The sequence below is a fragment of the Streptomyces sp. NPDC048211 genome (assembly GCF_043202315.1).
Lineage (GTDB): Bacteria > Actinomycetota > Actinomycetes > Streptomycetales > Streptomycetaceae > Streptomyces.
On sequence record NZ_JBIDAD010000002.1, the window covers coordinates 760092 to 778293 of the forward strand.

The 18202-nt window shown below is 66.7% G+C and carries 5 protein-coding genes; 1 reads left to right on the plus strand and 4 read right to left on the minus strand.

The window, feature by feature from the left end:
* Nucleotides 1-302: 302 nt before the first annotated feature.
* Nucleotides 303-464, plus strand: coding sequence for a hypothetical protein (locus ACGFZA_RS10305; protein WP_329539156.1), 162 nt, complete (start codon nt 303-305; stop codon nt 462-464).
* On the opposite strand, the gene ACGFZA_RS10310 is transcribed toward ACGFZA_RS10305, so the two are convergent.
* The 4 genes from ACGFZA_RS10310 to ACGFZA_RS10325 are packed head-to-tail and all read right to left on the minus strand — an operon-like array spanning nt 454 to nt 18075.
* The gene (locus ACGFZA_RS10310; RefSeq protein ID WP_393678620.1) at nt 454-2772 is read right to left on the minus strand and encodes a UvrD-helicase domain-containing protein; all 2319 of its coding nucleotides are present in this window, start codon (nt 2770-2772) and stop codon (nt 454-456) included. The genes ACGFZA_RS10305 and ACGFZA_RS10310 overlap by 11 nt on opposite strands.
* On the minus strand, nt 2769-9503 hold the full coding sequence (locus ACGFZA_RS10315) for a DEAD/DEAH box helicase (RefSeq protein WP_393678621.1): 6735 nt from the start codon (nt 9501-9503) through the stop codon (nt 2769-2771). Before ACGFZA_RS10315 ends, ACGFZA_RS10310 begins: the two co-directional genes overlap by 4 nt.
* Nucleotides 9500-15028: a hypothetical protein gene (locus ACGFZA_RS10320; protein ID WP_393678622.1), complete on the minus strand. Its 5529-nt coding sequence runs from the start codon at nt 15026-15028 to the stop codon at nt 9500-9502. The genes ACGFZA_RS10315 and ACGFZA_RS10320 overlap by 4 nt, the downstream gene beginning before the upstream one ends.
* Nucleotides 15025-18075: an SNF2-related protein gene (locus ACGFZA_RS10325; protein ID WP_393678623.1), complete on the minus strand. Its 3051-nt coding sequence runs from the start codon at nt 18073-18075 to the stop codon at nt 15025-15027. The genes ACGFZA_RS10320 and ACGFZA_RS10325 overlap by 4 nt, the downstream gene beginning before the upstream one ends.
* Nucleotides 18076-18202 lie beyond the last annotated feature (127 nt).

Consider the following 18202-nt stretch of genomic DNA (forward strand, 5'->3'; position numbering starts at 1 on the left):
CTCTCGATCAGCTGGTCGCTGCCCTTTGCCGGCGCAGTGAGGCGGAGCGGGCTTCTGTTCAGCTTGCCCTCCGCGCCCTTCGCCCTTCCGCTGGCTGCGGATGATTACCGTCAGTGCCTTGAGTACGCGGAAGCCAGGCCGGATCATGCGGTGCGCATCAACAAGCGCGACAGCGGGACTGTCGCGGAGCAGACGCTGTCTCCGGTAGAGGCACCCGATTCCTACGAGCTGGCGTTCAAGCTCTCCCGGAGCACATCGAGCGGTGGATCAGCGACATCGATGGGAAGGAGCGCCGACGCACCATGGAGATCAAGGAGCAGTTCTTGTCCGCGATCACCATCTACTGGATGAATGGCGAGGGCCTGTGTGCCTACCAACTGCGCTACGAGGCGTGCTCCTTGTCCCGCTTCCCATTCCGGTGTGAAACTCCGGGCCCTGGCGGCGACGCCTTGGTCAGAGCCTGACCGGCAGGTATGGGCTGGGCTTGTTGTGCCAGCTGATGCTCAGGGCGTCACGGGCGCGGGTGGTGGCGACGAAGAGCAGCGAGCGGGCCTTACGTTGCTCGCGCTCGTAGCGTGGCGGGTCTTCGGTGCGGTAGCGCTCGATTCTGCTGGTCTGGGGAATGATGCCGTCGCTTGCGCCGACGATGGCGAGGCGCTGGTACTCGAGTCCCTTGAAGCGGTGCATGGTGCCGACGTGTACTTCTCCGTCGCCCTTGGGGCCGTCCTTGGTGAGCTCGGCGCAGGTGATGCCGGCTTTGGTGACCAGGTAGTACATGGCCTGGCTGACCATGTCGCGGTCGGCGACGCAGACGGCGATGCGGCCACTGGGGTCGCTGGGGGCGCCTTTCTCGTTGGTGGACAGTTCGTCGCGCCAGGTGGTCAGGGTGGTGGCGAGGCCCGCGAGTTCGTCGTCCCAGGTGCGATACGGGATGAAGGTGGGGGCGGGGCCGTGGAGGACGGAGCGGTAGCCGGCGAGGTTGTCGGTGCCATCGTCGAGGTTGTCGTACGTGGTTTTCTTGTCGTCGACGACGCGCATGGCTTGGACGAGGATTTCCTTGGTGGTGCGATAGCTCAGGGTCAGGCGGGAGGAGCGGCCGCGGATGTTGATGCCGAGGGCGCCGAGGGTGACCTGGTGGTCGTAGATGCGCTGGTGGGTGTCGCCCGCGATGAACATGTCGTTGGCGAGATCGGGGTCCGCCATGGCGCGCAGCATCTTCCAGTGCGCGGGGCGAAGGTCCTGGGCCTCGTCGACCACGATGTGTTGGAAGCGGTGGCCCAGGTAGCGCATGCCGGAGCTGTTGTCGCGATGGATAAGGTCTCTGCCGCCGATCTCTTCCTTGTACGCACGACGGGACTCGATCTTCGCGGCGCGTTCGATCTCGAAGCGGGCGGCGCGCTCGGAGGCTTGGCCCCAGGTTTCTACGCCGAGCTTGTCGAGGCGGGCGGTGAACTGCTCGATGAGCTTCCAGATGTGGTTGCGCTCGGGACGGGTCAGTGCCCGCCCTCGGCCGGCGCGACGGGCTTGGAAATAGGCGGATCGGGTGGGGACAGACTGGCCGAGGATGACCTGTTCCCACTCCTCCAGCAAGAACTCCGGCTCCCAGCGGCGGTCGTCCAGTTCAGCCAGTAGCTGTCGCATCTCGTTCAGCGCCACGTGGTCGTAGACGCGCTGCTTGCCGCGGCCGGGGGCGGTGTTCTCGCCCAAGACACGGGCGGCGAGCTGGTCGATGTGGGCGATCTCGACTCGGGCGAGGAGTTCGGGTTCGACGAGGGAGGCCAGTCGCAGGCGGAGGTCGGTGGTGAGGTTCTTGGTGAAAGTGGTCAGCAGGATCGGTTTGTTGTGGCCCGGGGGCAGCTGCTGGGCGAGGTGCTTGACCCGGTGGAGCGCGACGATGGTCTTGCCGGTGCCGGGGCCGCCGGATACGCGGGCGGGGCCGTTGTAATGGCGGTGGACGATGCGTTCTTGGGCGGGGTGCAGGAAAACCTTCCAGGCGCGGAAGTCGCCTTCGTCGATGGCCGCCTGGACGTCGTCGTCGACAGCGGTGACCTTGGTACGGGTCGCGGCGGCGGCGAAGTCGTCGAGGTCGGGCTGCTGGCCGAGCTCGACCGGCTTGGTGATCTCCTTGCGGACCTCGTCGATGTCCATCCCGGAAGCAAGGCCGTACAGGACGTCCTTGGACAGCAGCGGGGCACCCTGGAGGAGCTGGTCGAGCTCGGTGCTCTCGGTGACAGCGAGGGCGAGCTCGATCAGCTGGTCGGCGACACCGAGGTCGCGCAGCTGGTCGGCGTCGTAGGCGGCGAGCAGCGCAGGTGCGGCGTCGGGTTCGGCGACGTGCTGAACCGGTTCCGGGGCGGGCTTGGGTGCCTCGGCCGGAGAATCGGGCTCCGAGGGGGTGAGGGTGATTCCGGCGCGGCGCAGCGCACTGTCGCCGACGACGGCGAGGTCGACGAACTCGATCTCGCCGGTGACCCGGTTGACAGCGACTTGGAGTTCTTCGTAGACGTCTCGCCGGTGACGTACGGCGATGACCAGCCAGTTCTCCGTACCGTCTGCGTCGACCCCGGTGGGTGTGAGCAGAGCGCGGTAGGACTGGTTGACCCGGGCGGACCAGATCCGGGAGTCGCCCTTGAGCTTGTGCTTCTTCAGCCCTGGCTGGTCGGGGTTGCCCCGGAAGATGTGGCAGAAGTCGTAGAACTGGGCCTTGACCGAGCGGTCGAGCTTATACAGCTCCTGTTCGGCCTTGCGGTACAGGCTGAGCCGGGCGGTCATCGGGTGGTGCCTTCCGTGTCGGGGATCTGGTCGAGCAACTCGTCCAGATGGGCCAGCCATTCGCCGGCGGTGCGGACCTGCCAGCCGTCGTCGGTGTAGGCGGCGTCGCGTCGCTGGGCCTCGTGGTCGTCCTCGCTCTGGTGGGCGGTCATGACGGCGATCTTGAGTCCGGGGGACTGCCAGGCGAATTCGGCTTGCCAGCGGCTTGTGCCGAGTTCGAAGCCGAAGACGGGAGCCTGCTTGCCTCGGTCGGCGAGGGTTTCGGCAAGGCGCAGGAGGTCAGGGGCCTCGGTGGGTTCCTCGCGCAGTATTTCCAGGATGTCCTCGTCCCAGACGGCGTCCCGAAGCATCTGGACGATGGCGGCTTCGGCGGCCGAGTCATGGTCCGGGTTCGGATCGACCGGTTTGGTGCCTGCTGCTGGCGCGGGGACCGGTACAGGGGCGCCCATGAGGGAGTCGAGTTCGCCGAGCCCTCCGCAGACCGCGAGGACTTCGACCTCGAAGTTGGCGGCGCGGCTGGCGGCGAGCTGGACGCCGTCACCTCCGGCCAGGGACAGGAACTGGGTGAGGTTGCTCCAGTACAGCCACGACCGCCAGCGCAGCTTGTGCTCGTCGCTCTCCAGGACGGAATCGGTGTCGTCCAGGACGGTGAGTGCGCTCCACCGCGGGGCTTCGGGGTCGGCAGCATCCAGGGTGACGAGGATCGGTAGTCCGTTCTCGTCCTGGGTCCGGAACACGTGCACGGGCCCGATCCCGGCGGCATCCGGTACAACCGGCTTGTCGTGGCGCGCACTACTGCTGAAAGTGGCCAGCTCACTGCGCAGCGCCGCCACCAGCTCGCTGCGGCGCCCGGTCGCGGCTACGGGAGTGGTTCCCGCAGTGCTCAACAGGCCGGTGACCAGCGCGCGGGAGCGGCGGGCCCAGCGGTCGGCGTCAGGATCGCGCAGGTAGGAGATCAACGTGTCGATCGGGTTGGCGAAGACGGCGTTCGCGAAGTGGGCGCGCTGTCCGCCGTACTGCTCGTAGGCGGCCTTGGCCTGTTCTTGGGCCGTGCCGCGATAGGGCGGCCAGACGGGTTTGGTCCGCGTGGGGCGCTTCTCGAACAGGTCGATGTCCGCCCAGGTCACCTGGAAGACGATCTCTCCCTCGGCACGCAGCTTCGTGCGCTGAGCCGCGTCATGGGCGATGCGGTTGTGTTCCCGGCTGGCGTGGAAACGGAACCCTTCGAGATAGACCTTGACGCTCTGTTTCGGGCCGTCGACCCGGGTGAAGGTGAAGTCAGTCCGGGTGCCCTGAAGTTGCTGCTGGGCCGTCAGCCGCCAGTGGGTGACGTCGGAACCGGCGGTGAAGCGCAGATGTCCGCTGGCGTGGCCGTCCTCATCCAGGGCTGCGTCATCGGTGACCTTTACCCAGTCGCGCAGGGCGGCCAGGAAGCGCGCCTCCAGGTCGGATTCGACCTGGGCGTCCAGACCGACCAGCCCGGTGTGATCAACGTCAGCGATGTCCCAGCCGTCCGCCCCCTCTGCTGTGAAGAGCAGCGACTCCAGCATGTTCAGCGCTGACTGGCGCGAGACGATGTCCTGGAAACGCTCGGGGGTATAGCGGTGCAGGCACCGGTGGCAGGCCCGGCGCTGTTCCTCGGCGCACGGGCACTCCTTCAACATCTCGTACGCCGCCGCGAGGGTGTCGCGGAAGGCGACGCGATCGGTGAGCCGGTCCAGATAGCCGGTGCCGCCGGGCAGGGAATCGAAGAGCACCAGGAACCAACGGCGCTCCCCGCTCTCGGCATCCGGCATGGAAGCCACGGTGGTGTCCAGGTGCTGCGGATCGCCGCCGAAATGCAGGTCCACACCGAGCCGCAGCGCGGCACGGAAGGAGTGAACCTTGGCGTCCACGTCCGCCGTGGCGGCCGGGATCAACACCCGCAGAGCCTCGGTCTTGAGCGTGTGGGCCAGCAGCACCGGCTCCTGGGTGGCCCCGTCGCGCTTGCCGCGGCGCAGCGGACACCAAGGGCGGTGGTGCTTGAGCTGCGGGCTACGGGCCGCTGCGGAGTCGAGAGCGTCGGTGTCGTAGTCGAAGACCGGCTTGCCGTCCGCGCTGGCCGCCCCGCAGGCGGTGCATACATGGAATGGGTTGAGCCGCACCAGATGCCCGGCGAAGTCGTCGCGGGCCGGGGAGTCGTAACGGACCGGCCCCACATTGATCCGGCGGATCATGGCAGTGCGGCAATAGTCGACGCCGAACGTCTGCTTCGTGTGACGCCACGAGCCGGGCTCGATGTCGCCCACCGGGATGTCCACCGCGTCTACGACGGAGTAATTGCGGCGGTCGCGGTCGTCCTTGTCGTCGCGGATCCGGGCGTCCTCGCGCTTGTCACGCGAGGTCACGGTGGACGGCTCCACGATCTGGAACAGGCAGGAACCGTCGTCGGCGATGTGGGCGCTCTTGCAGCGGGGGCACGGCGAGCGGTCCTCGGCAGCGTCCTCGGTACGTACGAATCCGCAGCCTGGACACACCCGCCAGGTGCGCCACTCCTGTCGGCCGCCGGTGGAGATCTCCAGGCCGGTGATCTCGTGCCGGTAGCCGTTGACGTAGAAGGAGTTGCCCGGGGCCAGTTCCGAGAGCGCGTAGCGGCGCGGCCGGTCGTAGGAGTCGGTGGTGGAGGTGAACTTCGCCTTCCCCGTCTTCGGGTCGATCCCATCCTCGCCGTACAGCGTCGCGGACAGCGTGGTGACCGAGTCGATCAACGCATAGTTCGGCAGCAGCCCCAGGTCGCACAGTGCGCTCTGGGCGGCTGTATCGCCCAGATTGAGCAGGCGTCGGCCCACTCCGCGCCGCTCGGCATCCAGTTCGGCCTTCTGCCGCGCCTGCTCCGGGTCGGAGTCATGCAGCTCGTCGTGGGCCTCGTCGATCTGGGCCAGCCGGGCGCGCAGTGCCTGCTCTCGGCGGCGCCACTCCCGCTCGGCCTCTTCCACCGCGCCGCGCAGCTCGTGCGTCGCGTATTCGCGCAGGTCGTCTTTGGCCCGGTTGTTGACGCCGGTGGGGAACATCTCCAGGAAGCCCTTAGCGAGCTCTTCCCCCTGGGCGATGGCCACTTCCACCAGGTCAATCAGGTAGCCGGATGGACCGAACAGGGCGGGTGCCTTGGTCGGCAGGGCGCGCAGCACGATGCCGTCGCCGCGGACGAGGCAGCCGGCAGCAGCGAGGTCCAGCAGGTGCGCAAGGTACTGGCGGCGAAGGATCTCCACCGCTGACAGATGGCATCCCGGGGGCACGATCGTTCCGGCGATCAGGTCCTTGGGGCGCTCCAGGAAATACAGGTCGCGCCGTCGACGGTCGGGGATCGTCAGCAAGAATGCGTTGCCGGTCCGGCGTCCGGCCCGCCCGACCTGCTGGGCGTAACTGGCCGGCCTGCGAGGCAGGGCTGCCAGCACCACCGCGGACAGGTCACCGATGTCGATGCCCATCTCCAGCGTCGGCGTGCAGGAGAGCACGTTGGGGTCCTTGAAGCCCGTACGCCGCTTGAACGCCTCCTCCACCTTCTCGCGCTGCGGGCGAGTGAGCATGCCGGTGTGCTCGGCGGTGACCACCTGGTACGTCCCGGCCTTCCGGTACAGGTGCCGGTAGTAGTCGAGGGTGTAGTCACGGTCGCGGTGGTGCACTCCCAGCCGCTCGGGTCGGTCTCCGGCCACCAGGCGGCCTCTGCGGCAGCGGTAGGAGGGGCAGGGCTGGTCGTGCCACTGATCGAGGAGGGAGGGGTGGACCGTCTGTTCCCAGAAGCACACCGGGCAGCGCACATACGCGTGGCGGACCTGTTCGTCGTCCAGGAGCAGCGCTTCGATGTTGCCCGGCTTGAGCCCGTAGACCCTTACCGAGGTGTCGTTCGGCGTACGGGATGACAGCTGCCCAACGGCTGCCAGTTCCGGCAGGAGGCGGCTCCAGAACTCCGGTGCCGCCTCACGCGACAGCCCCAGGCAGCGGCCGGCCCATCGCTCGTACCAGGACAGCCGTCCCGTCGCGAAGTCGAACTCGCTGTCGTTCTTGGGTGTGCTGAGCAGGAACACCGGCGCCGCGACCCGCTTGGGGAACGCGCGCATGCCGGGCGCGCGCTTGCCCCAGATGAAGTAGCGACTGGTGCCCGCCTCGTCGACGTACTTGTCCAGCCACTGGTGTGAGATGGCGCCGCGCGTACGCAGGCGCTCCAAGAACACCCGCACGAACGCCAGATAGCGTGCGTCGTCCTGCGGCTGAAGGGGCAGATCGGCGCGTTCGAACTCCTCGTGGATCCGCTTGACCAGGGCCACCACGGCCGCAGGGTCCGCTATGCGCACCTGCGCGGCTGCGGTCCGGGTCAGCTCCATGGTGCGCCCGTTGCGGGAGCGGAACCCGAACTCCATCAGTGCTTCGAACGCCAGGCGCTGACCGATCAGTCGCCAGGTCGGCAGATCCCCGCCGCGTCCTTGCCCGGACAGCAGCCGGTCCACGCCCTTGAAACCATGCAGATCCGGCGGCACCACTGCGGCCAGGGTGTCCTTGTCGGTCGTGGCCTCGACCACGTTGGCGATCAGATCGTTTAGCGCCGTGGGCACGTCGCTGCGCAGGTGCTTCGCCAAGAGGGCGCGCAACGAGAAGGTGTACGAACGGTTCGCGACGAACCCGGCCCGGTGCGCGGCATCCTGCACCGAGTCGTTGAACATCAGCGTCTTGTCTTCGTGCCGCTCTTTGTCGAGCTCCCCGCCCGTGAACAACTGGGTGATCGACGCCGCAGTCATGGCAGCCGCTCCGGTACCCAGATAGCGGATCGCGTTGCGCTCTCCGCACGCCGGGCACCAGTCCTCCTTGGCCGCGGTATTTGCCGTATCGCCGAAGTTGACCAGGACGAATGCGGAGTCGCGGGCGGTCAGCCGCGGCTCCTTGGACTCCTTGTCGTAGTCGTTGAGTGGATCGGGCAGCCGCAGCCGCTTGCGGGCACCGTCCAGCACCATCAGCAGACCGCCCGCACTCTGCAGGGCCGTGGTCCCCTTGCCGCCCCGACCGCTGGCCGGCAGCACCGCCGCCCCAGAACCCTCGCGCGCCTCGCGCTCGGTCGCCGAGACCAAGTTCCGCACCCGGGCCTTGTCCTGCCCCAACGAGGCACGACGGATCTTGTACGTGTCGAACTGGACCTCGTGGTCGTCGCTCTCCGGTGAGAACACCGCCCAGCCCGACCGCCCGCAGTCCCGGCAGTAGACCGCCGGCAGAAACAGATTCGCGCTCTGCCCCGATGTGGCTGTCGTCACCGGCGCCGATCGGTCCCCGGTTCCCGCACTGGCATCGGCCGCACCGGCCACATCCCAGCGGAACTCCGCCTTGGGCCACGGGAGTACGCCGCGCAGCAGCCGCGAGACCGACCGGGCCCACTGGTGCACCTCGACATGCACGAACGGTCGCGGCGGCTCTCCCATCAGCGACTTCGGGTCACGGGCGTACGACAACAGCGCCACGAACCGGGCAAGCGCCTCGGCGGCCTTCTCCGGCTGCCGGGCCACTGCTTCCGCCCAACCGGCCGCACCCGCACGCCACATGACGTCCAGCACCTCGGCGCCGGTCTTCACCGCGCCGTCCAGCGCCTGCATCACCGCCCGGGTGAACAGGTGTCGCTTCAGGTTTTCGCCCAATACGAGGGGGTCGTCGTTGCGTACCCCGGTCACCGACTCGATGAGGTCCAGCATCGCCTCATCGCTCGTCGCGGGATCTGGCAGGGCCAGCAGCTCGTCCGGTGTGGGCAGCCCCTGCATCTGTACGTCCGCCAGCGGGATGAACTCCTCCACCGACAGCCGGTTCTCCCCGACGATGGACTCGGCCGTGAACTCCGTACCGAAAACCTGCGTTGCTACCTCGAGCAGCTGGGCCACTCCGTCGGCATCCGTCCCCGACGCGAGCGTCGCCGACGTCGCCACCGGACAGATCGAACCCAGCGGACGCCCCTCCTCGGACGCCCCCACGGCAGCCGCGAGCCGCCGCAGCAGCATCGCCACGTCGGTGCCCTGCGCACCGTCGTAGGTGTGGAACTCATCCACCACCACATACCGGATGTCCGAGCCACGCCACAGCGGTGCGTCATCCGCACGCTGCAGCAGCAGATCCATCATCTTGTAGTTCGTGATCAAGATGTCCGGCGGTGAGAGCTGCATATCCGAGCGGCGCGTACGAACGTGGTCGTACTTGATGGCCGCCTTGTCGCCGATGTACAGCCCGGCCGACAACTTCTTCAGCGCATCGTTCTCCGTGATCAGCTCGTTGATGCGCTGCGCCTGATCGGTCGCGAGGGCGTTCATCGGGTACAGGAACACCGCCTTGATGCCGGCCTTCCCCGCTTCCCGCTCGCGGAGACAGTGATCCAGTACCGGGTACAGGAACGCCTCCGTCTTACCCGAGCCCGTCCCCGTCGTCACAAGAGTCGGCTGCGGCACATGCCCGTTCGCCGACGTCAGCCGCCCGAAGGCAACGGCCTGGTGTGCGTACGGAGTGAACCCCTCCCGCTGCCACGCCAGATGCTGCCGCCACTCCTCGCCGGCCACAGTGAACGGCGTCCGGATCCGCAGATACGGGCCCCGGAACATCCCCGACGTCTCATCACCCAGGAACCGATGCAGCGCCTCACGCGCACCCTCATCCGTCAACGCGTACGTCGTCGACAGGTACTGCAGCAGGCTCTCCTTGAGCCCCCGCGCCTCCAGCGTCGGCCTCACAGCTTCGGCACCTCCTGCTTGATCGGATCCCACTTGCCGTTGGCGATCGCATCGTCGAGCCGCTTCTGGAAGTACGCGTGCGCCTCACGCATCTCCGCCTCGCGGTTCGCCTTGTAGAAGGGGGCGGTGTAGCCGTCGGGTACGGGGGCAGTCTTGGGATCGGCCTTGTCGGCCAGGTATGTCTGGAGCTGAGTGAAGTGCTCCTTCTCCTGGCCATGGCCGTAGGTGTAACGGTCACCAGCGATCTTGCGCTCGTCGGCATCGAACCAGGTGACCCCGTCAAAGTCCTGCATGATCGGGAAACGGGCTCGGTAAATGGTGACGAGCGTGTCCGCGTCGATACCGAGCCAGACGGCTACCAGGGCGTCGATCTCCACGAGCGCGGCCCGGCGGGCGTACTCCGTACGGAGTGGAGTATCGCGCCCCCAAGTGGGGGGCACCGCGTGGAGTTCCGTGTTCATGCCGGACCACTTGCGCGCCCAGGGCTCGTACACCTGCCAGGCGTGGTCGTAGAGGTCCTGCCAGAGGCTGGCGTAGGCAGTGGTGAGGCAGTTGAGGCGGAGGGTGCGGAGAAGGAGGGCGGGGGCGAGAGGATGGGCGATCTGTGGTGCTGGCATTGCGTGGGCAGCCGCTACCTGAAGGTCACCACGCCCAGTGGTGCGCAAGAAGTAATCCAGGGGGAGAGCGGCCCAGAAGCCAGCCACCAGAGCGGTCACACGGCGGCTCGACAAAAAAGCGCTGTGGACCATATGGACATGCGCAAGTCCAGGCGGAACCAGAGCGGCAAACAGCGCCCTCTCCGTGTCAGGTGCAATTTGCCGTCGCCATGCCAGCCGGTAGAACTCGGTGTACGGCCTAGTTGCCTTCGCGATCAGCCGACGGTCCACCTCCGCGTCCGATACCTCACCCGGAGACCGCCCGCAGGACAGCGCGATCTCGGAGCGCGCGAGGAAGAGGGCTACGGCATCCGCACGCAGCTCTGCGAGCAGTTCGTGATCAAGCCACCTAGCCTGCTCACCCCGGTACGTCGCGTCATCCGCGACCTGCCGGTACTCCGACTCCGGCACCGCGTCCGACGGGATCTCCAAGTGGTTCAGCCCGCGGATTTCGCCGCCTCCCTGGCTGGGCTGCTTGAAGAGTGGATTGGCGACGCCCAGTTGGGGCCCCTTAAGGATGACCTCGTCCCAGGAGTCAGCCAGGTAGTCCTCGCGCCTCTCCTGGTTCTTGTTGTAGTCGATGAGGGGCTTGTCTCTGCCAGGGCCGTTCATGGACTTCCTGGCATTGGTCTCGTTGAAGCCCTCGGAGATCTGCGGAGCTAGAGCTCCCACCCGGAGTGGGTACGCGGCCAGAAGGTCGATGGCCGGGTCCTCTGCCGTGCTCACTGGTGTGAGTAGCCGTGCCTGCTCGACGGGGACATCCTGTTCTCCCGAGAGTCGCTGCCACCGTTTGAGCGTGTGGCGTGTCACGCGCACGACCCGCTTCTGGTGCGGGCGCTCGTCCCAGCCGCCCTGGAACTTCACACCGGGTGCGTCACCATTGCCGCCGTGCGTACTCGAATGCCGTAGGGCATCGACGGAGAACAGCCAGGACAGATGCTCGAAGTCGATCTCTCCGCACTCGCCGTAGATGTGTACCCCGAAGTGGCTGGACCGGCCGACCGGCGGCGGGAAGAAGCGGTTGCCCGAGTTCACGAAGTCCCCGTGCACCCGCAACCGCCGGTAAGCAGCTTCGCGAAGGGCCGCTTCATTGTCACCGCTGAAGTGGGTGTCCGGATGGACGAGTCCGACGGTGCCGCCCGCTGCGGTGTGGTCCCAGGTCTGGCACATGAACGCGCGATAGAGATCCGGACGACTGCCCGCAATGAGTGGATACACCTGCGGTGATGCCAGATAGTCGGCCGTGGTAGCCGTGGCGGTCAACTCTCCGAGAACATAGTTACGTACCTCGGACTTGGCCAGCTCGGCTGAGCGTCGTCGGTTCTTCTCCGCTGCCGGAGGCTTCTCCGTGAGCATGAACCACGGCTCGTACTCCGCTAGGACGGAGTTCTCCTTCCACTCCGGCCTTACCCACGGCGGATTACCTACCTGAAGGTCGAATCCTCCGCTCCGCGCGAAGACGAGCCCGAACTCCAACTCCCAGTGCAGGAAGCCTTGTTCCCGTGCGATTTCCTTGGCTGCCCGCAGCCACGGGTAGCGATCTTCAGGGTTGGCAGTGTCCATGCCCATGAAGCCCGGGAGGGTCTCCTCGAACTCCTTGAGAGCATCCAAGGAGTCAAAGCTGTCCAGGAGCGTGCCCTCGGGGAGGTCGGCGGTTCCGAGCATGGATTCCAGGAAGTCCAGCCAGTCATCCAGGTCCTTGAGCGGGATCATCTGCCGTCGCACTACGACCGTGGGCTTCGGTGCGGCCTTCTTCCTGGACTTCGGTCGATTCTCCTTCGGCTCGGCAGCCTGCTCCGCTTCCTCGGCGAGGTCGTCGAAGGATGTCTGCTCAGCGCCCAGCGAGAACAGTGCCGTCGCTGTAGCTTCGACGAAACGCGGCTGTGCCGTGGACGCGGGGACCTTCTGCGACGCGCGCGGTTCGACGTGCGCCTCGTCCGTGGGCTCTCCACCGACGAGCGGTACTCCCCCGAGTTCGCTAAGGGCGTCGGCGCCGTCGATCACTTTCCGCGCCGTGTATTCACCGTCCGTACCGTCCAGCAGTCCGGCCTTGTCTGCGGGCCAGAACCACAGGGCACACCATGCGTCCATGATCGTCTTCAGCCGCCAGTACGGGGTGTCGATGGCGTTGAAGAGGTCTTCAAAGACCTTCTCCTTCGGTACGGCCTGCTCAGGGCGTCGGAGGAAGGCGTACTCGGGGTCATTCGGATCGGCCTGCCAGACGTCGATGCGCCGTGCGATCGCCTGCTCGGAGAGTTCCATGCGCTTGGTGACGGCCGACCAGAGGAATTCTGCTCTTCGGGCGGCATCCCTAAGCCGCGTGAACTGCGAAGTCGCTTCCGGCTTCAGCCTTCCGCCCGGAAGCCGGGTGTGGCTGCCGTCCTTGTTGAGATGGGCGGTACTGCGCTTCGGACGCTTGAGGATTCCCTTCTTCCAGGAAGCGAGTTGTTCGACGCCGTCCTTGGCGAGTTCTTTGGCCTCCTTCGAGCCCGTGACCGCAGCCCAGCCTGGGCTCGGCAGCAGGAATTGGTGTACCGCGTCCTGAGGCAACGGCTGTGGCTCGCCGTCCTTGAGGAACGGGAGCGGAGTAGGCGCCAGGGTGCCCTTCGCCTTCAGCCACGCCTTCTCCTTGCCGGAGACGTCGTCGCCCGCGTAGACCGCGCGCCGCCCGCCGATGAGCGAGTTACCTCGGCGCAGGTGCAGGCCGAACCAGGGAGCGCGCATGCCTGGGTGCATGGTGTTCAACCACAGGGATACCTCGGCGAGTTCGACTCCGGTGGCGTTGAGGTCGACGCCGTAGGCGTTGTGCAGGGCGATGTAGGCCCTGGCCTTCTGCTTCTCGGTGAGTGCGTCGGTGGTGGGGATGGGGGTGCCGAGTTCGTCCTGGCGGCGGCGCAGGTATTCGTCGGCGACCTGGTTGATGGCCTCGTTGAGGAAGGCGCCGGAGCCGAGTGCCGGCTCGCAGATCTTGTACTTGAGGAGTTCGGAGGCACGCGTCTTGACGATGTTGCCGTCGGCGTCGCGTTCCTGGTCGAGACGGTTCTTCAGGGTGAGTTCGACAGTGACCTGGGTGAGTGACTCGGGGGTGTAGTACGAGGCGGAGGTCTCACGGTCGCGGCCGGCGAGGCGGTAGACGAAAGAGCCCTTCTCGTACTTTTTGACCCCGCGCAGCCCCTTGCGGGCGTCGTCCTCGCTGTAGTGGATGAGGGTTTTGTCGGGGTACTGGTCCTGCTTGTGCGAGGGGATGAGCCAGGAGCCCTTTTCAGGGTCTCCACCCTTGGCGACCTCGCACAGCTCCTCTTTGGCGATGATGCCGGTGTAGGACATCAACCCCTCGTATACGGCGCCGAGTTGATTGATGCCGAGGTTGCGGTAGGAGATGAAGCCGCCGCGTTCGCCGCGCTTGCCCTTCTTCATGGTGAGCAGGCGTAGGACTTCGTGGAGGGCGGAGTTGCGCAGGCGCAGGTCGAGCCAGCGCGGGTCGTTGTCCTCGTCGCTGGTCGGGTCCAGGACGCGGGTGCCGATGAGGCGGATGGCGGTGGGTTCGAAGAGTTCGCTGCGCAGGGGCTCGAAGCGGAGACCGCGGTCTTCGCTGCGGCGTGCTGCCTTGGCCTCTCGAGTCTCTTCGTCGTCGCCGGGCTGGTCGTCGTCGGGCTCGGAGCCGTAGGCGCGATGGCCAAAGTTGACCTTGTTGAACAGGACGTCGAGGGACTGGAAGAGGTGGAAGCCGTTCTTGGCTTCCTCGTCGACGAGTTCCTCGTCGCGCTCGACGAGTTCGCGCAGGCGGGCCATCGAGTAGCCGGCCTCGTAGCTTCCATCGTCGGCGGGAAGGATGCCGAGTTCAGGGCGAGCTTCGGCATACAGCAGGAAGAGGATCCGGTACAGGTAGCGCAGGGACTCACGGGTCAGTTCCCGGGCGAAGCGAATCTTCGGGCATTCGATGTCGGCCGGGGTGACGTGGTTCCTCGGCTCGGCCATCCGGCTGAGGACTTCGTTCGCGATGACCTCGACCGAGCGCTGGAGCCCGTAGCGAAGTTCGTTGGAAACGCCGACCGCGTTGGTACTCGACGACTTGAGCAGGCCGTCGATCGCCCGGGTCTGGTCGTTGTCGCCGGGGCGGAGCATGTCCAGGCTGAAAAGTGCAGCAATGGTGGAGAGTTCACCCTGCTGAGCACGGTCGTTGCGTTCCAGGGCCGCATCGAGGCTCACCGCGAGATAGCGGCCCTCGCGCCAAGACTGGCGGTCGGCAAGCAGGATCACGCCGCCGATGAGGAGCAAGACGAAACGGGGATGAGCGCCGCCGGGCTCACCGAGCTCACTCTCGAAGAGCCAGGAGGCCAGATCTGCACCCGTCTCGTAACTCTCACTCGCGCTGACGCGTAGCGGAGCCAAAAGGCGTCCGGAGCCATCGGCATCCAGAGCAGTGTCGTAGGCGGAGGTCCAGCCGCAGTCGAGCGCGATGATGCCGTGACCGTGGTAGGCGACAGGCAGGGCGTGCTCGCGTCCGGCACGGTGCACGGTGAGTTCGCTGGGGGCCGCGTTGTACCCGAGGGCGCGCAGCACGGTCTGGTGCCACTCGGTGAGCCGCTTGGCCCACTCAGGGTTGTTGTGCGTAAGGAGTCGCGCATCGTCACCAGCACCGCGCTGGGCGGCGTCGGCGAAGTAGGCGCGCACGTCCTCAGCAAGGTAGACGGAGCGCAGAGCGCGGAGCTGCTCACGAGGGGTCTTACGCGGGTCGTTCTCGTCGCCCTCACGAAGCGTCCAGGTGGCGAACAGCCCCTTCTTAAGGTCGGCGCCGAGCTGCTCGGCGAAGTAATACGCGGACAGGTACTCGCCGCGGTTGATGAAGGAGTCGAAGTCGGTGCTCATCGTGCAGTGCCCCCTTCAACGGTGTGCGGTTCCAGGACAGCCAGGAGCCGCAGCATCGGCTCGCCCTTCGTTTCCAGGGACTTGACCAGGCGCATCCGGTCACTCGCGGCTTGGCCGACTCCCCGCTTGTCCGGGCGCAGACCGGCGGAGAGGGCGTCCTGTTTCCAGTGGGTGACGCGCTTGCGGTAGGGGGCGAGGGTCTTCTCGATGCGCTGGCGGTAGTGCTCCTCAAGCGTGCCGAGGTGCCTCTTGGCTTCATCGATCGCATCGGGGACCAGAGAGGTCAGACCAGGCAGATCCCGGGGAGTGGCGCGGCCGGGCATGCTCGGGCCGACTCCGTAACGCTCCAGTACCTCTTCGGTCAGCTCCACCGTGGTCGGCTCCCCGGGCAACCCGGAGACTGCCATCCACTCCACGATGGTCGGTCGGCCCTGACCATTGGAGTAGATGCCCTGCACCAGGAAGGTGGGACGGTCAACGGCAGCGGCGAGTACCGGGGCCTGGTGGCGGCCGATCTCGACGAGGACCTTGTCGGTCAGCCAGTCCAGGACCGGGTGGACGTCCGATACGTAAGAGACGTTGGGCCACTGGGACTTGGAGGTCTCCCGGGCCGCTTTCAGACGCGCGTCAGCGAGGTCCTTGGAGAACGTGACGCGCAGCCGGCCCGGTTCGGTCTTACGGGGCATGATCCGCTGCTCGTCCAGGTACGACTTGGGCAGAGCCTTGAGCCGGTAGAGCAAGTCGCGCGGGGGCTCGAAGGCGATGGTGCCGTCATCATCACGCCGCAGGGACAGCTGGTCCTCGGGGTTGGGGTGGCAGACCTGGCGCAGTGCCTCGTCGAAGTAGTCGGCGGTGGAGCGGAAGAGCGTCGGTACCACCGCGCGCGGTACTTCGGGGTGTTCGGGGACCGCACCGACCTGACCGAGCAGCCCGGCCAGGAAGGCGGCACCGCCCTGCTGGGACTGCTTGATCGACTCCTCGACGGTACGGCCGGCGATCAGGTCCTGGGTGAGACGGTTCTCCTCCTCCTTGGCCCGGTACAGACCGGTGACGGCCTCGGCCGATCCCTCAATCTTGTGGGCTTCTTCTTCGCGCCCCAGGAGCTTCTCGCCCACCAGCCGGTCATCGAGGGTGCGCGGCTGCCCGCTGGTCTCATCCGTGCGCCATGGGATGTCGCTGGTGAGAACCAGTGCCCGGAACTGTGGAGGGTACGCCTGGCCGTAACGGTCGATACGGCCGTTGCGCTGTTCGATACGGATCAGGGACCAGGGCAGGTCATAGTGCACGAGCAGGTGGCACTGCTGGTGCAGGTTGACGCCCTCGGAGGCAACGTCGCCGGTAAACAGGATGCGCACCGGATCGTCGCGCAGCCCGAACTTCTCGACGATGTCCCGCTGCTCTTCGTCGCTGCTGGCCTCGCCGTGCATGACCTGCACCGCACCGCCGAAGCCCAGCCACGGCTTGCTCTCATCCGGGCTGGTCCCGCTCGGAAAGCCGAGCGCAGCCGGTACGGTCTCGGCCAGCCACTTCAGGGTGGGGATGCGCTCCGAGAACACCACGACCCGGGTGTCCGAGCCAGGCCCGACACCCATCTCGCGCAGCTCAGCCAGGAGCGCGGTGAGTTTCGCCGAGTCGGAGTCCTGGATCTGCTCGTTCAGCTGCTGCAACTCCACCAGAGCTGCACGCTCCCGCTTGACCTCCGCCTCGCGGACCTTCGGATCAACCGGCCGGGTCTGCTTCTTCTTGTCGGCCGACTTTTCGACAGGTGGCTTGTCCAGCGTCGCGATCCGCGTCTTGATCGTCGCCCGTAGGGCCCGGTGCGAGGACAGAAACGACTTCAGCAGCTGATACGGCACGAGTTGGTGCCGGCTGACCGAAGGCTGGTCGGGGTCAGCAGGAATCCAGCGCGTGGCCAGTTCGCGGAAGACGGCGAGCTCCTTCTCACCGGCCGGCGCTCGTAGCGGCTGGGAGGGGCCTCTGTCCGCCCAGGCACCCTTGAGGGACTCGCGTACCTCCGCCGTGGTCTTCGTACGCCGGATGTAGAGGTGTTCGAGGTCCTTGACCTCGTACCGGTTCGGGTTGGCGATCGCCGCCTCGTCCAGCATCTTGACCAGCTCAGCGAATGAAGAGGCATCGCCGTTGTGCGGCGTGGCCGAGGCCAGCACCAGCGCATCGGTCTTCCTCGCCAGCAGCCGAGCGAGCGCGTTGTTCTTCGTCCCCTGGTTGACGAGGTTGTGAGATTCGTCGATGACGACGGCGTCCCACTCGGTGTGCTCCAGGTGGTGGGCGTACACGTCGCTCTTCAACGTGTCCACGGAGATGATCGCCCGCTTGAAATACGCGAACGGGTTGCGGCCTGCGGGGATGTCCTGCTGCACCCGCTGGATCCCCGTCGAGTCCAGCCGCACCAGTGGGATCGCGAACCGGGTCCACAACTCACGCTGGAACTGCTCCAGAACATGCTGCGGCGTCACGACCAAGATCTTCTCGCCGCGACCGCGCCGGATGAGCTCGGCAAGGAGCACCCCGATCTCCAGGGTCTTGCCCAGACCCACCACGTCCGCGATGAGGATCCGCGGTCGTGGGTTCTTCATCGACAGCGCGAGTTCGGCCGGCCGCAGCTGGTGGACCTGCTGGTCCATGAGGAAATTGTCCGCCAGCGCCAGCCCATGCTCGGTCTGAGGCAGGAACGTCTTCCGCATGATCGCCTCAAGGAACAGGCGGGCTCTCCGATGGTTGGCAGAGTCGTCCGCGACCAGTTGCGTCTCGTGGGGGTCGAGCACGCTCACAAGATCGAGCTTGTCGTAGAAGACGGCCTCGACCCCACGGACGAACGAGGAGATGCCGGTGACCTCGACCATCCACCCGTCGCGGGCCGTGGACCGGCACTTGCGGACCAGCCACAGCTCGTCGCGGATCTCCACCTGCGCTCCGGCGGCGTAACCGGACGTGGCGGGAGACTGTTGCTCGGGCGAGGGCTCGTCGGGCTCCCAGGCACCCCACACCGCATCGCTCTGGCCGCCCGCGGCTCCCGCCTCGACGCTCAACGTCCGCTCCGATCCTTCACCAGCGGCACTCACGCCGCTCAACTTCTAACGGGCCTGCCGCCAGCAGATCAGCCGGCCACTCGAACCCGTTCCAGCAAGTCTCCCACCAGGCAATAGCGGCCTCGGG